General features: G+C 38.4%; 12 protein-coding genes. 4 read left to right on the top strand and 8 right to left on the bottom strand.

The window, feature by feature from the left end:
- Positions 1–97: 97 nt before the first annotated feature.
- Positions 98–733, bottom strand: a complete 636-nt coding sequence (locus L6773_RS06370; protein ID WP_237853032.1) for a hypothetical protein — start codon at positions 731–733, stop codon at positions 98–100.
- 806 nt (positions 734–1,539) lie between these two features.
- Between L6773_RS06370 and L6773_RS06365 the strand changes: the two genes are divergently transcribed.
- On the top strand, positions 1,540–2,703 hold the full coding sequence (locus L6773_RS06365) for a glycosyltransferase (protein ID WP_237853031.1): 1,164 nt from the start codon (positions 1,540–1,542) through the stop codon (positions 2,701–2,703).
- A 45-nt stretch (positions 2,704–2,748) separates the two neighbouring features.
- Here L6773_RS06365 and L6773_RS06360 read toward each other — a convergent pair whose 3' ends face one another.
- From L6773_RS06360 to L6773_RS06335, 6 genes are read right to left on the bottom strand one after another with little or no spacing between them, the layout of a single operon-like run.
- Positions 2,749–3,939, bottom strand: coding sequence for a glycosyltransferase family 4 protein (locus L6773_RS06360; RefSeq protein ID WP_237853030.1), 1,191 nt, complete (start codon positions 3,937–3,939; stop codon positions 2,749–2,751).
- Positions 3,936–5,516, bottom strand: coding sequence for an alginate lyase family protein (locus tag L6773_RS06355; RefSeq protein WP_237853029.1), 1,581 nt, complete (start codon positions 5,514–5,516; stop codon positions 3,936–3,938). The genes L6773_RS06360 and L6773_RS06355 overlap by 4 nt, the downstream gene beginning before the upstream one ends.
- A 4-nt stretch (positions 5,517–5,520) precedes the next feature.
- The gene (locus L6773_RS06350; RefSeq protein WP_237853028.1) at positions 5,521–6,330 is read right to left on the bottom strand and encodes a formyltransferase family protein; all 810 of its coding nucleotides are present in this window, start codon (positions 6,328–6,330) and stop codon (positions 5,521–5,523) included.
- Positions 6,309–7,409: a prenyltransferase/squalene oxidase repeat-containing protein gene (locus L6773_RS06345; RefSeq protein WP_237853027.1), complete on the bottom strand. Its 1,101-nt coding sequence runs from the start codon at positions 7,407–7,409 to the stop codon at positions 6,309–6,311. Before L6773_RS06345 ends, L6773_RS06350 begins: the two co-directional genes overlap by 22 nt.
- Before the next feature lie 31 nt (positions 7,410–7,440).
- The gene (locus L6773_RS06340; RefSeq protein ID WP_237853026.1) at positions 7,441–8,493 is read right to left on the bottom strand and encodes a glycosyltransferase family protein; all 1,053 of its coding nucleotides are present in this window, start codon (positions 8,491–8,493) and stop codon (positions 7,441–7,443) included.
- A 56-nt stretch (positions 8,494–8,549) separates the two neighbouring features.
- Positions 8,550–9,287, bottom strand: coding sequence for a glycosyltransferase (locus L6773_RS06335; protein ID WP_237853025.1), 738 nt, complete (start codon positions 9,285–9,287; stop codon positions 8,550–8,552).
- Between the two features lie 210 nt (positions 9,288–9,497).
- Between L6773_RS06335 and L6773_RS06330 the strand changes: the two genes are divergently transcribed.
- Genes L6773_RS06330 through recD form a run of 3 tightly spaced genes read left to right on the top strand, consistent with a single transcriptional unit; the run spans position 9,498 to position 18,046 of the window.
- On the top strand, positions 9,498–12,641 hold the full coding sequence (locus tag L6773_RS06330; RefSeq protein ID WP_237853024.1) for an exodeoxyribonuclease V subunit gamma: 3,144 nt from the start codon (positions 9,498–9,500) through the stop codon (positions 12,639–12,641).
- Complete coding sequence (recB, locus tag L6773_RS06325) at positions 12,642–16,214, top strand: exodeoxyribonuclease V subunit beta (protein WP_237853023.1); 3,573 nt, start codon at positions 12,642–12,644, stop codon at positions 16,212–16,214.
- On the top strand, positions 16,211–18,046 hold the full coding sequence (gene recD / locus L6773_RS06320; RefSeq protein ID WP_237853022.1) for an exodeoxyribonuclease V subunit alpha: 1,836 nt from the start codon (positions 16,211–16,213) through the stop codon (positions 18,044–18,046). The genes recB and recD overlap by 4 nt, the downstream gene beginning before the upstream one ends.
- A gap of 381 nt (positions 18,047–18,427) precedes the next feature.
- On the opposite strand, the gene L6773_RS06315 is transcribed toward recD, so the two are convergent.
- On the bottom strand, positions 18,428–18,922 hold the full coding sequence (locus L6773_RS06315) for a hypothetical protein (protein WP_237853021.1): 495 nt from the start codon (positions 18,920–18,922) through the stop codon (positions 18,428–18,430).
- Positions 18,923–19,110 lie beyond the last annotated feature (188 nt).

Below are 19,110 nucleotides of genomic sequence, written 5' to 3'. Positions count from 1 at the left end.
TCATAACGATTCAACGACAAGAGCCGTATGATGGGAGACTATCATGTACGGTTCTGTGAGAGCCTTGGGGTGAAATTCCCCTTGGCTACTCGACTAATTAGAATTTAGTTTTTCTGTATTCCTTTAAATAATGAATTGAGTTTTTATCGACAATACCTATTTCAGCGGGAATTTTATCTAATTTTAGAACTCTGCCGATTGCCAATCTGTGAAAACCGTTTCCGCCAAAAACCGGCTTTCCATCTTTTGCAATATGGACCAAAATTCCATCTTCTTCTCTAAAGTTTTCCGGATTCATCTCCTTTCTTGTTTTCAGCCTGCCTAACTTCTTTGTTTCGTTGTATGCCTTATCCAACATTTCAAATCGAGCTTTAATTTTTTCCCTTGGCCAATCACCATATTTTTTTGATTTAGACATGTAGTCAATTACTCCCAACTCTTCCCAGGATTTTCCTTCCTCCCAATGTTTTTTGCAATATTCAATTCTGTATTGATCCTCGATCGGTTTTAAATTCTTAACTTCGTCCCAATCTACAACAATTCCACTCGCCTGATTCCTATGTATTCCCGTGATGCGTTTAACTTCCTCGCGATCAATCATGAATTCAATGCTATTAGGATCAATCCATATTCTCTCTTTATACCTGGGAGCAGACCAACCGTACATTAGAATATTTTTCAGGTCTCTTAAATAAATAGATGTTCTTTGTATAGTCTGCTGAATAAATCTCATTTTTTAATGGCCGTGGTCAAATATTTATTTTAATAACATATTTAAAGTTTTACAGAATTGTACGATCAGAATGTATCGGTAATTCTTTCATAAATACAAAGTTAATATTTTCTGATTTCTCCTTTGATTATTGATGCCGGCTCAATTGATTCAACATTTGATTTCACTGATTCATACAGCTCTAAGGATGAATGAATCTACCAGTTTCAGAATGATAAGAATCGAGGTAAAATTATTCACTGAATAGAGTTATAGAGAGAAAGGGTAAAATAAATGGCAAGGATGGATGTGGATGACATCGGTCCTCCTCGCAGGCTGCATATACCGGTTAATAAACATAAATTAACATCAGTTCTAGATAATGATGAATAGATGATTGAATACGTAACAATGAGCCCGCCTGTGCTAAAGCTAGGGTAGGCAGATACAATTTTGGGATTTCTTTTCTCTCAAAATAGCCAGCCCTGAACTGTGCCAGTCTGCAGACAAGGCTGGCTCAAACTGACAATCTACAATAAATATATATCGAGCTGACGTTAAATTAGATTATAATTTTGACATAAAAGTTATTTTCTGTGAGACTATATTAAATTTAATTTAATGTACAAGGTATATATGAAATTGGGATCATACCATAAATTGTATTAACCTAATATTGGTCAGAAATTTTCAGTACCAATTCATTATTATTCAGATTGTAGTATCAAAGACTGAATTTTATTAAAAGAGAAGAAAGATACTTGATGCAAAAAATGAATAAAGATGAAATTCATCCTTCTTCAATCATTTTGAAATAAACGAGATTGATGGTCAATCCTGCTGTTGTAATTCCTGCATTTAAACGCGAGAAATCACTTGGAAGACTTCTCCATTCAGTCAACCAGGCATACTATCCTGAGAGTGTTCAACTTATCATTTCTTTAGATTTCGGAGCCACGGAAGACGTAAAAAAGACTGCCCAAAATTTCGACTTTAAGCATGGCAGCGTTCAAATCATAGAACAAACAAAAAAGCTTGGCCTAAAAGATCATATCATGGTCTGCGCTGATTTTTCATTACAGTATGGCAGTGTAATCGTTCTTGAGGAAGATTTAATTGTTTCACCCGGTTATTATAATTACGCAAAAAAAGCACTTGATTATTATGACAATGAAAATTCCGTTGCCGGTATTTCACTCTATTCTCAACGTTTTAATGAGACTGCCCAGTTACCATTTGAAGCATTAAAAACCGAATGCTCTGCTTACTTCATGAAACTTGTTTGTTCCTGGGGACAGGCTTGGAGCAGTAAGCAATGGAAAGAGTTCAAAGATTGGTATTCAGATAATCAATCCACCAGTATATTGAATACAATTGAATTACCGGAAAATGTTAAAGATTGGAGTAAAAATTCTTGGAAAAAGTATTTTAATGCCTATTTGATTAAGAAAGACAAGTATGTGGTTTATCCGTATAACAGCTATTCTACTCACTGTGGCGATGAAGAGGGTGAACATATCCGGAAGTTAGGAAACTTGTTTCAAGTTCCATTATCAGGAATAATTTCTAATAGCCAATATGTTCAATTCCCAAACTTTACAAATCACTTAATAAAGTATGATATGCATATGGAATCATCGGGTGATTTTGTGGGTAGATTGTTAGGGTTGGAAAATGAAAATATTGAAGTTGATTTGTATGGAACAAAGTCAATCAACCAACTATTGGAGAGTGATTACATTTTAAGCAGTAAAAAGTTTAGTTCACCAATTCAATCCTTCCCGCTACAATTCAAACCTTTGGAACTAAATATGAAGTTTGAATCCTATGAAACAGAATCCCAATTTTTTTATCTGTACAAAACTAACGATCTGAATGAGGTTAATTTTAAGAAACCAAATCATCTGAGGCTTGCTCAATATTTTTCTTATCAAAATATATTATCGGGTAAAATATTGAGAAGTTTTCTTCAGTATATGATGGGAAAATAGTGATCAACATCTCAGAATAAATTTCTTCATTTGAAAAGATGGCTGTTACTTCAGATATTTCAAAATAGATTTAGCCATCTGTTCTTTAATATCTTGCCGATCAAATTCACTAATGAACTCACTATTATCGATTGTGGTATTTTCTTTCAAAAAGTTCTCTACAACGTCAATCTGATGAATTAGACCATGAACGTCACCTGGATTAAACAGAAATGTTCCCTCAATCTTGTCATTCAAAAACTCTTGTGCGTATCCATTCACACCTGCTAAGATGGGTTTTTCTACTGCTGCTAGTTCAAATATTTTTGAAGGGAGAACTTTGTTAAAAATGGGGAGGTTATTAAGATGAATGAGTAAAATGTCAGCATTTCTGTATTCATTAACGACTTCTGTTCTACTCATCGGCTCAACCATCTCAACATTCTTGATTTCTAATTCCCTGAGTTTATCAACCAGTTTTTGTTTAGCCCCGCCATCGCCGATAATTCTGAATACATATTTACCATAGAGCAGTTCAGCTGCTTCTGGAATAATTTTATGCAATCCCTGGCCATCGCCAATATTACCGGCATATACAATTTTTTTAGCTTTTCCATTTTTAATAAAGCGTTTTTCTTGGGCCTTTTTGAAGACAGGATCTACTCCATGAGTATAGAATGAAAAATGTGCATTCTTGAATTTCGTAAAATCATTTCGGAATCCCTTACTTATGAGATTGATGTGAGTAGCATATTCAAAAACTTTAATTTCTCGATTCCTAACAATGGGAGTTATAAAATATTTAATGATTGGATTAGAAGATATGCTCTTTATCGTTTTGCTGAAAAGATCACGAATATCAAGATAGAGTAGAGATTTCTCCCTTTTTGCGATCAAGTAACCCAAATAAGAAGTAAAAAATCGACTTGAAGAGGCAAAAACAAGGTCATAATGATTGTTCTTTGTTCTATTCAAAACTTCGAAAAAATAAGTTCTGAAACTCAATATCTGATCTTTTATTCCACTTTCATGTGAAGGAACGACAATCCGTTCGATGGAGATATTTCCAAGTTGTTCTGATTCATGAAAATCTTCACGAAAGCTGGCATACCTATTAGGGCTTGTTGTAAAAACATCAATCTTAATGTTTTCTCCTTCAATCTGTTTTGATAGTTCATCTACTAATGGAGAATTTCGAAATGAACCGGCGCATAAATCTGGCCTGAAGTAAAACGTTAAATACAGGATTCGCTTCATGTACCTGGAAAATAGATTCTTAGTGTTGTATCATGGTCAAACTCATACCTTATTCCAATGGAGTTTGATCGAACATTGAATGCATTTGAGCATTTGTATGTAAACTCTTCGACAAGTAAAATGTTCTGTAATTTTATAACAGTGCCTTCATCAAGTATAACCTTATTTTTTGTCAGTTCCTTTATTTTGATACCCGGATGGAGGTGAATTCTGCCTTCAACGGGTTCATTGAGTGTAACCGAGTCAAAAATTTCGACATACTCATGTGAGAAGTGAAATTTCCGATGGTGTTCAAACAGGTCCCCTGATTCGAGTTTATGCCTTAATCGAAGTATACATTCAGCATCGCTCTCCTCTACAATTTTAACATCTGGCCGTTTTCCTACTCTAAACTTACCCCATACATCGGCGGTATTTTGTTCGCGGAATGTAATTGTGTTATGAGCTTTTGTAGAACGCTCCCAATTTCGGCGTTTACCGGCTTCATAAGTTGATACTCCGGGATCAATCACAATCGGTTTTCCATGAGAGTAAAGAATGAAGGAGAGTGAATCTGCATGCGCATGACCGGGTTGATAATCCGGTTTTATGCCGCAGGAATCCACTAAAAGTGATGCATTTTCATTCTCATACCTCCGGTATCCCGATTCATTCAGTATAGTTGGCGAATACTCAGAAATACCGCATTTCTGAGCCATCTGTAGAATCTGCTTTTTGGAATAGGCTTGATGATCTGTCGAATCATTGAAATGAGCTAAATCCCCATTTCGAAAACTCATCTGATCAATCCAACCCAGCATCTGCTTTGAAGTTTTTAGAAAAAGAGAATAGAGTTCAGAATCGGAGGGTAGATAGTAAAGGGCTTCAAGAAATCGGAATAACAAGATCAGATGATACATGGGGCTTCGTTCAAAATGCCCGCCATCTTTCAGGATCTGCTCAGGTACCTGCTCAAGAAAAATTGCGTTTGCAATATTATTCCATCTCACACTTTGGAAATATGTGCCTCCCATCAGAAGTGCAAAAGCATTTTCCATCAGGTGATTTCCCAAAAGATGATATTCCAGTCGATTTTCCAGGAAGAGGAGTTCGGAGTAAAGGTGATCGATCAACTCATTTTTTTTATTAAGACTCTCCGGGTTTTCTGATAAAAACCTGATGAGATTCATAATCCGAAGTGAAGAGGGGTAAGGTTCCGGTTTTAATTTCCCGGATTTAAGCCATTCATAAAGGTCAATTAACAGATCTTCTTTTTCGGTAACGCTCAAGTCATCCTGTCTTAAAAAATCGGCATATTGCAGGTGATAATTCCATAGCTGTCCATAGGAATCATCAGCCCAGTGTATTTGGTTCTCATATTTTGTTGATAAATTCAGGAGAGTAACATGATATTCAGAGCCTGCCTTCTCTATTATTTTATTTGAGTAGGGTATTGGCAGGCATTGAATTGGAGTTACCTTTTCTTTGCTGCGGACGTGTTTAATTTTGAGAGATTTTACAGGGGCCAGTAAGTATTTTAAGCGGAAAACAACTTGTTTTGGAGTTACATAAGCCAAAGTGTGAAGTATGCGCTTCATTTTTCTAAACATCGGCACTCCTGGACTTTAGATATTCTAATTTAGCATTCAGAAGTTCTCTCATCGCGTTAGATAAAGTGTAGCACTGCCGATATTGGGAATGATTCTCTTGAATATCATATCTAACAAGAGAATCCTGCGAACCGACTTCAATCAACCCCTCAACTCCTTTAATAATCGCTTTTTCTCGTATGGATTCAATATTATCCTTTTTATCAATAGTGTAGGGGAGTCTTTTGATGATCTTCCCGGTATCAATTCCCCTGTCAATGAGGTGTATGGTAACTTCCTGTTTTTTATCTAAGAGAATGGACCACTCGGCTGCATTCATCCCCCTTATCTCGGGTAACGGGCCTTGATGTGCATTTAAAATTTGGCCATCTACCTGATCAATGATCGGTTGTTTCAGAATTCCGCCACCGCTGTATACCAGCCATTGAGGATCAGTACTTTCCAAAAAGTGGATTGATTGATCGGAATTAAGTGAAGCAACAGTAATGATCTTGCAGTGATTTATATTGGCCCATTTTTTTAATGAGTCAATGGATATCTGATGTTCAATTCTGAATTGATTGATGTGATTTGGCGTATTTCCAGAATCATTTTTTTGAAACCCTTTAAGACGACGAATCGATTGGGTGATGGAGGATAATCCCTTCTTTTTCAAATAATATTTTATACGGAGAACAGAGTATGGACTTACTACCATGATCCCATTTACAGGGATTCCATTTTGTTTGAAAAGCTCTGCCAAACAGGTAGCGGCTTCAGATTTGTCGAATCCGGCTGTTATTACGACTCCTCGATGTCCCATCGGTCTGATTCTTTTTTATACAGTTTCAAGAACAAAAGTAATGCATCTGCACAGAATTTAGCAGACCAATTTGGATAACGTAGTGTCATATAACGTCCCCAAAACGGTTTTGATCCCGGAATAGCTCCTTTATGAGAAAGAATTGAATCTGTAGACGTCTGACATTTTACAGAATATTCAATCAATTTTGAAGCAGAATTCATCAATCGTAAGTCATTGTTTTTCTCATACCACCTCATTAAACACAGTGCAATCTGAAAATTGCCGGTTATACAACTATAGGTTTTTTTACCGGAGTACTGTTCATTATATTCACCGTCTAATCGCCCATTATTCAGTTCAGAGAGAGTATAAAATTTCTGGAGTGCTCTCTCAGTTTTAGCTCCATATGATTCCCAATCATTGATCAGAATGGAAGACTCCATAAAACCGCGTAAAGTGTAAGCGATTGTGTGGGTAAACGCTGATCCGTGCTCGTCAAACCCCCAGCCGCTGAATGTTCCATTTGGGTTTCTTTTCTTGATCAGGGTATCCAAAACCAGTATCGCTTTGTTTCGATATGTATCGTTATCCAAAACAGTTGAAGCCAACAGGATTGGCCAGGCAACCCGGGAGTAGTAGGTTGGATTAAATCCACGGTAGTGCCCCTCTTTCCAGTACCCGTTTCTATCAATTGAACTGCACAACCATTCGGTAGCTTTATCGAGTGATGTTAACCATTTTGAATCCTTTGTTTCCTTATAAAGAGAGATCAAACCAAACAGAATTTGCCCTGTATTAAATACGCTTGGCTCCTGTTTTTTGGGAGGATGCTGACCCGCAAACCAATAGCCCTCACCCGATTGGATTGACAGTAGCCACTCTCCAAAATCAACAGCAGTTCTAATAGCCAATTGATCTTCTGCGTAATGATGGTAATCAATAAGAGTTGGAATGATGTAGCCAGTTGTTTCAGGGTATGGCTTAATCCAGCCCAATAGTGGGGCGTGATAGGCGCTTGACCCACCCGATGGTTGCTTGCTTTTAATCAGCCAATCAATCGATAATTGAAGGTGTTTTTCTAATTTATCAGTGATCATATGATAAAGTCTGAATCAAAACACTCATAATTTATTTATGGAGTGATTTTATCATTTCAAGTAGTTTTGTGTGTTCATCAGTATAGGTGTGAACTTCTTTGGGCAGACGCCTCATATTCTCAATCCAGGTATCCATTTTCTCTTTGTTGATGGATTTTAGGATCTGTTCGGATTCATCAAAATCATTGAGGTTTAGAGTTGTACCGATATTATAAGATTCAACTCGTTTCGAATCCTGGGTCTGTTTTTGGGTGATAAGCGGCCGTTTATAAAAACATCCCTGATAAAATCGATTAGAGATTGCCCATTTTGTATTTGTTTCGCCATGGATGTGAGCCGCCCAAATAATATCAACTTTATTATACAATTCCGGCAGATCATCCGGGTAAACAAAAGGTCCGCTGTAGCTGACGTTTTCTAATGCTTCAAAATGGGGTTTGTACGACTCTGTTAGCAGAAAAATACCGGCAAGATGCAGTTCAAAATCATCTTTATTTTTTTCCAAAAGGTGAAGTAAAAATTTTAAAGATGATTCACAGCGGATCATCCCAAAATAACCAATCCTTAAAACTCCACTTTTCGGCGAATCAAACGACTTTTTTTCGATGCTTGGGGATTTATCGACCGGAAGCATCTTATTTTCAATCGGGAAAAATATATTAGAGGCGTTTTGTACTTTTCGAAAATATCCTTCGATGTAAGCGGGGGAGGCCACGACCACAAGATCCGTTCTTTCTAATAAAAATCGTTCAATAGTGCGAAAGAGAGAGGGTAAAAACCCTTGCCCGCCAAGAACCTTATGGATATCCGCCAAATCATAAACAATTTTTATATTCTTCCGCTTAAAGATTGTGCTCAACCAGCCGATGAAAAGAATGTCAAGATTAAAGCAGTAAAGAACATCATGTGATTTAACTTCTTTTCGAATTTTAAATATGGATCGGATCATCACAGGGATTCTTTTTAAAAGCCTGGCATGTGTTAAACGACCTAATGAAGTTGTATCTAGATCCCAGGGACTCGCCTCGTAATGCTCCCTTTCAAATCCTAAAACTGTACATTTTACATCCAATTTATTGATCATTGTGACCCGTTTCCGGGTATATGAATCGGATAAAGCTGGAAGTATGAAAAGTAACTTCATGTTGGCTTATTAAAATTTTTAATGGATACCATCCATGAAAATAGAATCTTTCCAACAGAAAGAAGTTTCAGTTCAATTGGATTAAAGAATTTCCTGAGCTCTTTCCTTAAATATGCTATTTCTTTTGAAGTGAGTTCATAATCATACGAAAATCCACCGCCCTTATAGATACAGATGAGTTTTTGGATAGATTTGCCTTTAAACTGATCAAAAAGCCTGAGAATAAACAGGTAGTCCGCGTTTACGCTCAGGTTGGTATCAAACAACCCCAGTTGATCAAATAGATCTTTCTTTACTACAATTGCCTGGTGACACACCCGCCGAAGATATACAGTATACTTATTGATATATTTTGAGTAAGATATCTGGCGAGCAAATGGATAAAGATTGACGATGTTGCCGTAAAAAAAATCTGCTTCAGTTTGATCATTTTTTAAAATATTCAGCAGATCACAATCAATATAAGTGTCACCGGCGTTCAAAAAATAGATGTACTCACCGTTTGCCAGGTTAATAGCTTGGTTCATTGCATCATAAATACCGTCGTCCGGGGAGTGTACGTACCTGAAATTTGTAAATTGAAAAGATCCGTTAATCTCCTCAATTGAGGTATCATCACTGTTGTCTTTAATCAAAATTTCTACCGATTCGTCATCTAATGGAAGAACACTGGCAAGAGTTGCGAAGATGTCCGACCCTGGGTTTTTGGTGACGATTACTACGGTGAGAAGCAATTCTTTATTGATCTTAATTCAGTTCAGGTTAAATAATGAGAGAAAAGGTTATATCTGTTTAATATCTAAAGATATTGAATTTGAACACGCAGTTGAAATAATTAAGTGAAATAAGAAGTCCATCATAAAAAGAGGGGTGACATCAATTGTCACAGATCCTCGCTATTTTTGGATTGAGGTCAAAATCTGTATCATCTGAAAAAGAATTGTATGATTCATCTAACAAAGAGCCATAATTTACATACTCTTTCCGGGGTACTGGCAGAAAAGCTGGCCGAAACGGCACCAAATGATCCGTTCGCTTCACAACAGATTATTGTGCCCAACCTGGATACAGCGAGATGGTTCAAGTTGTTCGCAGCTGAAAAAAATAAGATCGCAGCTAACTTGGAATGTTTGCTGCCTGCTGAGTGGCTTTGGAGGCAGATTCGAAAAATCTATCCTGATCTGCCGGAGATTTTACCGTCGGATTTACAACCGATGAAATGGTCTTTATTTGAGTTGTTAAGTGACCCGGATCAGAGAAAAAAGTTTGGACAATTGGATCTGTACGTGAGGAATCAACCGGAGGAGAGAAGAGTGCAGGCGGTGTATCAAATGGCCGGTCAGATCGCTTCTGTGTTTGATGAATACCTGGTCTATCGACCCGACATGATAATACAGTGGCAGCAAGGAAAAAGCGGTAAAGGGGATGAGAACTGGCAAGCCGATCTCTGGAGGTTGTTGAATACACGGTGGAAAAATCTTGGTAATGAAAAAAGAAAAAACCGTGCCGAGCTTTATCAAGAAGTGATGACAAAACTATCCGATCAAAGCCTTGAGACAGATGATTCTCTCTATCTTCTAAATCCGGGACTGATGCCATTACCCATCATTAAAATGCTGAAGAAAATTGGAGAGAAATCTGATCTGTTTCTATATCAAATTAATGTATCAAAACAGTCTGAAGAAAATTTAAATGAACTTATTCAAGTGTTTGGGAGAGAATCAGAAAGAGTTGATGAAGTCATAAGTTTTTTAGATGCAGATGAGGTAATTAATTTACACAGTGAAATCTCAAAAGATCACGCATTTGGGGCGATACAATCATCTATTCTTGAAGGTAATTCTGTTACAAAAATTTCTACTAAAAATGGAAAACTTGAGGGGATCGAAATAAAATCATGTCACAGTCAGCTGCGGGAAATTGAGGTACTGCATCAATTCCTGCTGGAGAAGTTTGAGGAGGATGATTCGCTCCAGCCTGATGACATCTTAGTAGCTACTTCCGACCTGGATTCGTATCGTCCTTATATTAAAGCGGTGTTCGACCAATCGGATGACGATCTGCCGAATATTCCATATCACGCCGGTTATTCTCACAGAAATTCTGAAACTGGGATTGAACGTACATTGATTCGGCTTTTGAATATGGTTGATTCACGTTTCGAGTTTTCGGATGTCATTGACCTCTTGATGATGAAGCCGGTGTATCAATCGTTTGGAATTTCAGAATCAGACTGTCATAAACTAAAACGATGGATTGAAGAGAATCACGTGGTCTGGGGAATAGATGCAAATCATAGAAAGGAGTTCGATCAACCCGAAGTGGAACTGCAAACCTGGAATTCAGCGGTCCGACGGGGTTGGTTTGGAAACTTATTGGGTGGCAAACAGGGTGAGTTCCATCACGACACGCTACTATTCCGATCCATTAGAACAACGAACGATCAAGAAATTTGGGCAGCGTTCTCCGGTTATCTGAACACCTTGGATGAGATGAGGAGGGAACAGAAGCGTAAGCGAACATCCAGAGAATGGTGCTCGTGGTTGATTTCAAAGATGGAGCTTCTCTTCGATGTTCATTCATTGCAAAGTATGGAATCGCAGCGTGTTATCAGGTTAATTGATCAAATTCGTGAGCAGGCATCTGTAGCAGAATGCGAAAAACCCGTACCCTATTCAATCTTCAGAAGTGAATTGAATTCTATGATGGATCAGCAGAAAGCATCCGGGGCTCTTTTTTCAAGGGGTGTAACCTTCAGCTCAATGGTTCCTGTTCGAAGTATTCCGTTTAAAGTGATTGCGCTGATCGGGTTAAATGAATCTACATTTCCCAGAAAGCAGACCACTCCCGACTTTGATTTGATGGCGCAAAATCCTTTGCCGGGGGAGAGAAATCGGAAGAATGAAGATCGAAACCTGTTTCTTGAGTCGATCATGGCGGCGGGTGATATTCATTATTGCAGCTATATTGGCCAAAGCCCGGTGGATAATGAAAAGATTCCCCCGTCATCTATCGTCAGTGAGTGGGTGGATATTCTATCAGGGGTAGCCGGTGTTGAATCTAAATCAATCATCAAAAAAGAAGCACTTTCCGGATTTTCGAGAAGCAGTTTCGAATCAAATAAGAACTACTCCGGAGTCTATTTACAAACTGCAAAGAACATGCAGGATGATGAAAACGCGATTCCCGGATTGATATTGGATCAGCCCATTTCATTGGAGAAATCAGATGAACCGATTCAACTTGATGACCTCGTTCGTTTTTATACCAACCCAATCCAGTGGTTTTTGCAAAAGCGATTTGAAGTCTCGCTTCGTGAGCCGGAGCGGGAAAAAGATGAGTTTAATCTAGATAGCCTGGAGTATCACCTCTATTTTCAGCGTATTTTTGGATGGGTGTTGAACGGCCTGTCGGATCAGCATATCCATAAATACCTGGTTGATACCGGGAGTGTGCCAATCGGTTGGGGCGGACAGCGAGAGGTTCTCGATCTAAGAAAGAAGGCACAAATTGCAATTTCAGAGATGAAAGCGGTGGATCTGAACCCTGAAGAGGTCCCGATTAATATTTCTGTAGGCGTAGGTGATGAAGAAATTGATGGCAGTATCATCAGTTATTCAAAGAGCCGCTTTGTTGATGTGAATCCGTCCGGGCTTTCCGGGAAAACTGCGATCAGAAGTTGGATTCCTCATCTTTGTGTTCAATTAAGCAGCGAGTTCAAGGAAAAGAGTTCGATACTTTTTTGTGATTTAAAAAAGGGAGAGCCAAAACAACAGGTCTTTAAACCCGTTGAAGATCCTGAACGAATACTAAGTGAACTAATCGATCTTTATCGGGAAGGATTAGCAAAGCCACAGCCTTTCTTTCCAAAATCGCTTTATACATACGAGAAACGGCAGAGAGATGAAAAAGATGATGCATATGCAAAAGCAGCATCCGTTTTTGAAGGCGGTTGGCACAGGGGCGAAAGAGAAGATCGATTTATCCGGGCTCTTTTGGGATCTGAGGTCTCCTTTAGAAATGAATTTTTAACAGAGCGCTTTAGAGAAGTCATAAGCCGAATGACAGATCATATGGAGGATGCATAGATGAAGTCAATTGATTCGATGTATGATCTAGAGTGGAGCCCCAGAATCCTGATTGAAGCGAGTGCAGGGACGGGAAAAACCTACACTCTTACAGCTCTCTATGTGCGATTATTGATCGAGAAGAAGCTGGAAGTCGATCAGGTTTTGGTAATGACGTTTACCAATAAAGCAACCTCAGAATTGAAGGAAAGAATCTTCAAACGATTGAAATCTTGCCTTCTCAAGCTGCAGACAAACGAGGAATCATCGGATGATTTTGTTAATGAGTTGATGAAAAAGATCTCCAACCCTGTTGAAGCCATACAAATCCTAAAAAATGCTATTCAAAATTTTGATGACAGCCAGGTTTATACCATTCATGGATTTTGCCAGAAAGTTCTGAAAGAAGAAGCATTGATCGCCCAAACACCGTTCGAGTTTGAGATCAATCAGCAGGATGAGCTCTTACAACAAGCCACGGAAGATTTTTGGCGAAATTTTATGAATAGTTACAGCGATTCGGAAGCAGGCCGGTATTATATATCCAAGCTTTTGGATATTGCCGATTCACCCAAAAAACTGAGAGATCAACTGAGCCTGGTCTTTAGCAAACCTTATGCAGATTTGGAAGGAGAGGGGATGAGTGACCCGACTGGATACATGAGTAGAGTATTTTCTAAGCGTGAAGAGATGGCAGCACTCTGGAATAGAGAATGCCACAATGTAAAATCAGAAATGATTGATTCAGGTTTGGGAGGGTACACAGAAAAAGGAGTTGCAAAATTTGTAGCTGGTTTAGAGAATTTTCTTTTTGATAATGAATACTCGACGGATTCTTTTAAATACTTAGAGAAATTTATTTCCCGAAATGTTTATGATCCGCAAAACTTGAATAAGAATGCAACAAAACTACCAAACCATGATTTTTTCGATCTCTGTGATGAATATTATGAATTAATTCAAAACATCGACAAGATAAAAACGACCCTGATTCAGGAAGCAATCAAAGGAATTAAAAACATCAGGAAAAAACTATCAATTAACTCCAATGCAATTACTTATGACGATCTCCTAAACAGAGTTGAAAGAGCTTTAACTCATCTCGATAATGGTGAGAAACTTGGTAAGATTTTAAACAAAAAATACCCGTTTGCACTGGTGGATGAATTTCAGGACACCGATCCTATTCAATATTCCATTCTGAAATCGATCTATCAATCACAAAAAACGGACTCATCGCTTGTGATGATTGGTGACCCAAAGCAAGCCATTTACGCGTTTCGGGGAGCTGACGTTTACACCTACATCAAAGCAAGAGACGAGTCTTCAGTGCAGCAGTACACATTGCATAAAAACTTCAGAAGTACGCCGAGCTTCAACAATGCCGTTAATACATTATTTGGAATTTCTGACCATCCCTTTATTGATAATGAGATTGGATACAGAGACGTAGACGCGGGCCTTCCTGATCTGGAGGATGATTTTTTGATACATGGTAATCGGGCAAGCGGAATCCGATTTATAACCAAACCCGGAATTGATTCGAACAAAAATGACTCGAGGAAATTTGCCTTTTCTCATACTGCAGGTGAGATCTCAAAATTGGTACAAGAAGCGGAAAATGGGGAGGTTTTAATCAAAGGCCGAAAATTAGAGGCCGGGGATATCGCAGTGTTGGTATCCAGTCACAGGGAAGCTGAAGAGATCAAACAGCGTTTAAAAAAGCTGGGAATTGATTCTGTAACCTATTCTCGGGAGAAGGTATTTGAATCTCCGGAGGCAAAAAGGCTGGAGTCAGTGATGGCTGCCATTCTGGATCCTTACAATCGTATAGCGGTCAATGATGCGCTAATATCGGGATTTTGGGGACAGAATTTGAATTATATTTATGAATTGTCAACAGAGGGTGAGGAACGGCAGGAGCTGATTGAGGACCTGCAGGATTTGGCGGAGGTTTGGTTGCGAGACGGGTTTTATCCGATGTTCAGAAAACTCCTGTTTACCGGGGAGAGAATTGCAAAATTGGCTCAATTTTCAAATTCGGAGAGATTGCTTACAAACTTGTATCAACTGGCGGATATCTGTGCAAAAGCGGAAAAGGAGGGGAAGCTTGACCCTAACTCCCTGCACAGTTGGTTCGTGGATGAGATGGTTGATCCGGATAAAGACGATGAGAAAACCCTATTGCTGGAAAGTGATCAAAACCTGGTGAAGATCAGTACGATTCATAACAGCAAGGGATTAGAATTTCCGGTTGTGTTCTGCCCAACGTTATGGGGAGTGCTGGGCGGAAATAACAAAGATCTTTTGATCGAATATCACAATGAAAAAAATGACCCTGTGATTCTCTGTGATCAGCAAAACGGAGAGAAGAGGGATCTTGCCAAGTATCAAAGTAACCTTGAGAATACGGCTGAGGAGATTCGAAAGTATTATGTAGCAGTTACACGTGCAAAATATCTTTGCGTGATTCCCTGGGCAAATCACGATGCTTCATTGCGATCCGGGTTGGCATCCTCTCTGATAGGTTCTGAATATCTACCTGAGATTATCAAAAACTCAACAAAATTAAAGTCTAATACAGGTTTTACGGATGATACTATTTTAAATCTATTTAAAGAGTTAGAGCAGAAATCAGATGGGTCTATTGAGTTAAGTATCAAAGAAGAGAATGAGATCGGGCAGGGTTCACCTCAACCGTTTAAAGAGAGCTCTGAGCAGTTGCAAGTGAGTGGCTACAAAGGCCGCAAGGCATTGGACGTTCAGCGGCGGGTTGAGAGTTTTTCATCGTTGACAAGTCATAATGCAGAGTCCGGTGAACCGGATTATGATCAAGTAATGGAATCCTATTTTACTGCTATCAACAAAGAAAAAAAGGACATTCGCGATTTAAATATCTTCACATTCCCACGTGGAGCGACAGCGGGAACGGCTATTCACAAGCTGTTTGAGGACAAGAAATTTCGGTTTGATACGGCTCTTCATGATGATCATGATTTGATCATTGAAAAGGTTTTAGATCAATATCAGATCGATCAAAAGTGGAAGAACGTGACACAGAATATGATTCGGAACGTAGTGTCAGCGGAAATTCCGGGTTTGAACCTGGGTGAAGTAAAAGAAGATGAACAACTTCGGGAGATGGAATTTCACTTCAAGGCTCAACAGTCATCGTTGGAGAATATATTAAAGATTATTCGATCGGAGGGAGGCGTACAGCACGCTTCAAAAAATGATTTGCAAAGTTTTCTTACCGGGTTTATTGATCTGATCGTGCGGCAAAATGGAAAATATTTTATTGTGGATTACAAGTCGAATTATCTTGGAGATACACTTGAAGACTACGGACAAGAGAGGCTGAAGGAAGAGATTTACAATGCTTCGTATGATCTGCAATATCATCTCTACACGGTGGCTCTCGTGAAGTACTTGAAATCACGAATCAGGGGCTTTAATTATGAGAAAGATTTCGGGGGAGTTGCATATCTATTTGTGCGTGGAATGAGAAGAGGAGAGGGCAATGGGGTTTGGTTTCACAAGCCTGATGCAGCGGTCATGGAGCGATTGATGAATGAACTGGAGGTGAGAAGATGAGTAAGCAATTATCATTCATAAAGGGTTGGTTTGAGAAGGGATTGGAGTCCGGCTGGATTGAAAATTACGAGCGGGAAATGCTCCGGTTTTTGGAGAAAGAGTATGGAGATTTGAGTGAAGATATTCGAATGTGTGCCGTCTTCACTTCGCTATTTATTAAGGCTGGTCACACCTGTTTGCCGCTCGATCGGAGTCCGAAAGAGTGGGTTGAAATACTTGGACTTGATGTGGAGAATCCCAACATGTTTACGAGTGAAAAATTGAAGATTTCAGATGTAAAATCGAGTCAGATTGTTGGATCTGACGGTGATATGAAACCACTCATACTAACGGATAATCGGTTAACATACAGGCGGTATTGGTATTATGAATATATTGCAGGACAATGGATTATAGAAAACAGTTTAAAGAAATCGACTATTGGTATAAGTGATATATCAGTTCAAATTTTGAATGATTTGTTTCCAGATTCTTCAAAAGAACCAAATTGGCAAAAAGTTGCAGCCGCTCTTTCATTGATGAAGCCATTTTTGATCATCTCCGGTGGGCCGGGAACCGGGAAAACCACAACAGTCGCACGGATCCTGGCACTCCACCAAAGACTCTCAAAAGAGAGACTGAATATCGCCCTTGCAGCACCGACCGGAAAGGCTGCCGGAAGGATGGGTGAAGCACTGAATGATGAACTGGAAAATTTGAAATTGAGTGAAGAAGAACTTCGGCATTTTCCATCGGAAGCGAAGACGGTTCACCGTTTACTTTCGGGAACAGAATCGAGAGGACTTTTGCCGCCGGTTGAGAAGAAAAACCTTCGTCATGATCTGATTATCATTGACGAAGCGTCGATGATGGATCTCTCGCTGATGTTTCGATTGGTGGATCATCTAAGCGAGAATACAAGATTGATTTTATTGGGAGATAAAGATCAGCTTGCATCGGTAGAGGCAGGTGCGGTCTTTGCCGACCTATGCCGGAAAGTAGAGAATGGTTTTTTGCCGGAGACATTCAAGGAACTGAAGCAGCTTGGCTTTGAATCTGATTTACCGGAGCATGAAGAGTCAGAGATTAGTGATTCCATCGTGTATCTGACAAAGAGTTACAGGTTTGATAAGTCAAGTGGAATAGGACGGTTATCTGAAATCGTCAAGAATCAAAATAATGAGAATGCAAATCTGGATCTCATTTTTGATGAGTATAAAGATCTGAGATTTCAACCATTCAATTATAAAAAGAAAGATCTCCAAATCATCCTGGATGATTTAAAACAAAGAATTAAAACTTGCTCGGGCATACAAACAGCGGAAGAGATGCTGGATTTTTGGAAGCAATCGATATGGTTGATGGTACTTCGGAGAGGATTGACCGGAACAGAACGGCTCAATCGATTGATTGAAGAGCAATTAGCTGCTGAGCGTGCTGTACAAATGGAAAAGGGCTGGTACCACGGGCGGCCATTTATGATTACTCAGAATGATTACAATCTCGGAATTTTTAACGGTGATATGGGAGTTACTCTTGTTGATGAAGATGATTCAATTTGGGTGTTTGTAGAGAGTGGATCAGAAATTAAAAAATTCAAACCACACCGATTAAGTCATTTCGATCCTGCTTATTTTTTGACTGTTCATAAAAGCCAGGGTTCAGAATTTGATCGCGTAAATTTATTGCTTCCTCAAAAGGATACCCAAATTCTTACCAAGGAGTTGATCTATACGGCTATCACAAGGGCAAGAGAGAGTTTTGAATTATATGGAAACCTTAAACTATTTAATAAAGGTATTCAAAGAGAAACCCAAAGGTTTACCGGATTAGGAGACTTGGTATACCAATAAAAAAATGCCATTACAGATTGATTCGTAACGGCATTTAAATTCATCGGATGAGTAGTCGGATTAAGAAAATTAAAACTTCTCGACTCATCCGATGAGTCGAGAAATAAAAATTAAGCTCCGTACTTTACAATACTGTTAAATCATGAAAAATGATCTTTAATTTCAGCTCTTATCTTTTCAGTTTTGTTTGTATAGTACCACAATAATGTTACAAAAATAATTGAAGGTAGAACCCATGTGATAATCTCTATAAAAGTTTTGTTTTCTAAATATTGAATAAGCGTACCAATAATTATTGAAAAGATCATAAAGGGAATTAATATTTTTTTAACAAACATACTGACCAATTTCGAATTTGAAATTTAATTTCATCCGGAATATTCAAGAATTGTCTTCTGTCAACGATAATGAAACATTATAAATAAAACAGGAGGTAGCAATCGATAAAGTACACCATCCACCAGCTAAATCAAGTGTATCACACATAAAATTACAATCTGGATCTCCTTCGCAAGCATTTTTTGCAGTTGTATAACACTCTGCTGTTCCACAATCCAAACATCCCTCTTTGTACATTGTAAGATTACTTTGACTATTTTCACATGATATCTTCTCAACTGGATATCCATTTAAAACTCTTAAAATATTTTCTTGATTACTTGCTAAATCAATAATCTTTGTTTTACCGTTTTGTTTTGTAGTACTAGCAAATTCTCTTAATTCCAGTATAGCTCTGTTGTACTCCACTATATAACTTATTAATGCTACATCACCGTTAAAATTTTTTTCGTTTAGTTTATTCAGAGTCAATTTATCTAGTTCGGCTACAATAATTTTGAATTTTTTATTCGGTGACTTTGATCTAGGAAAGACCATTTCAACTAGTTTTAAGTTGTCCTTCTAAAGGTTTTTAAAAGCTAAATCATCCCTTTTTTCTAAATAGCTATTAAATTTTTGCGCTTGAGTATTAGTTAGATCTATATTTTTAGAAGATACTATCCTGAATAAGGATTCGATATCATCCTGAATTTTAGAATCATTAACTGAATTACATGATTGAATAA

The sequence above is a fragment of the Rhodohalobacter sulfatireducens genome (assembly GCF_022012475.1).
In the GTDB taxonomy this organism is placed as follows: Bacteria; Bacteroidota; Rhodothermia; order Balneolales; family Balneolaceae; genus Rhodohalobacter; species Rhodohalobacter sulfatireducens.
Note: the sequence above shows the minus strand (reverse complement) of the source record. Positions and strands in the feature narration are given on the sequence as shown.

Bases quoted from the DNA above. Each gene is read 5' to 3' on its own strand.
- L6773_RS06370 (WP_237853032.1), bottom strand. From the start codon at position 733: ATGAGATTTATTCAGCAGACTATACAAAGAACATCTATTTATTTAAGA.
- L6773_RS06365 (WP_237853031.1), top strand. From the start codon at position 1,540: ATGGTCAATCCTGCTGTTGTAATTCCTGCATTTAAACGCGAGAAATCA.
- L6773_RS06360 (WP_237853030.1), bottom strand. From the start codon at position 3,939: ATGAAGCGAATCCTGTATTTAACGTTTTACTTCAGGCCAGATTTATGC.
- L6773_RS06355 (WP_237853029.1), bottom strand. From the start codon at position 5,516: ATGAAGCGCATACTTCACACTTTGGCTTATGTAACTCCAAAACAAGTT.
- L6773_RS06350 (WP_237853028.1), bottom strand. From the start codon at position 6,330: ATGGGACATCGAGGAGTCGTAATAACAGCCGGATTCGACAAATCTGAA.
- L6773_RS06345 (WP_237853027.1), bottom strand. From the start codon at position 7,409: ATGATCACTGATAAATTAGAAAAACACCTTCAATTATCGATTGATTGG.
- L6773_RS06340 (WP_237853026.1), bottom strand. From the start codon at position 8,493: ATGATCAATAAATTGGATGTAAAATGTACAGTTTTAGGATTTGAAAGG.
- L6773_RS06330 (WP_237853024.1), top strand. From the start codon at position 9,498: ATGATTCATCTAACAAAGAGCCATAATTTACATACTCTTTCCGGGGTA.
- recB (WP_237853023.1), top strand. From the start codon at position 12,642: ATGAAGTCAATTGATTCGATGTATGATCTAGAGTGGAGCCCCAGAATC.
- recD (WP_237853022.1), top strand. From the start codon at position 16,211: ATGAGTAAGCAATTATCATTCATAAAGGGTTGGTTTGAGAAGGGATTG.
- L6773_RS06315 (WP_237853021.1), bottom strand. From the start codon at position 18,922: ATGGTCTTTCCTAGATCAAAGTCACCGAATAAAAAATTCAAAATTATT.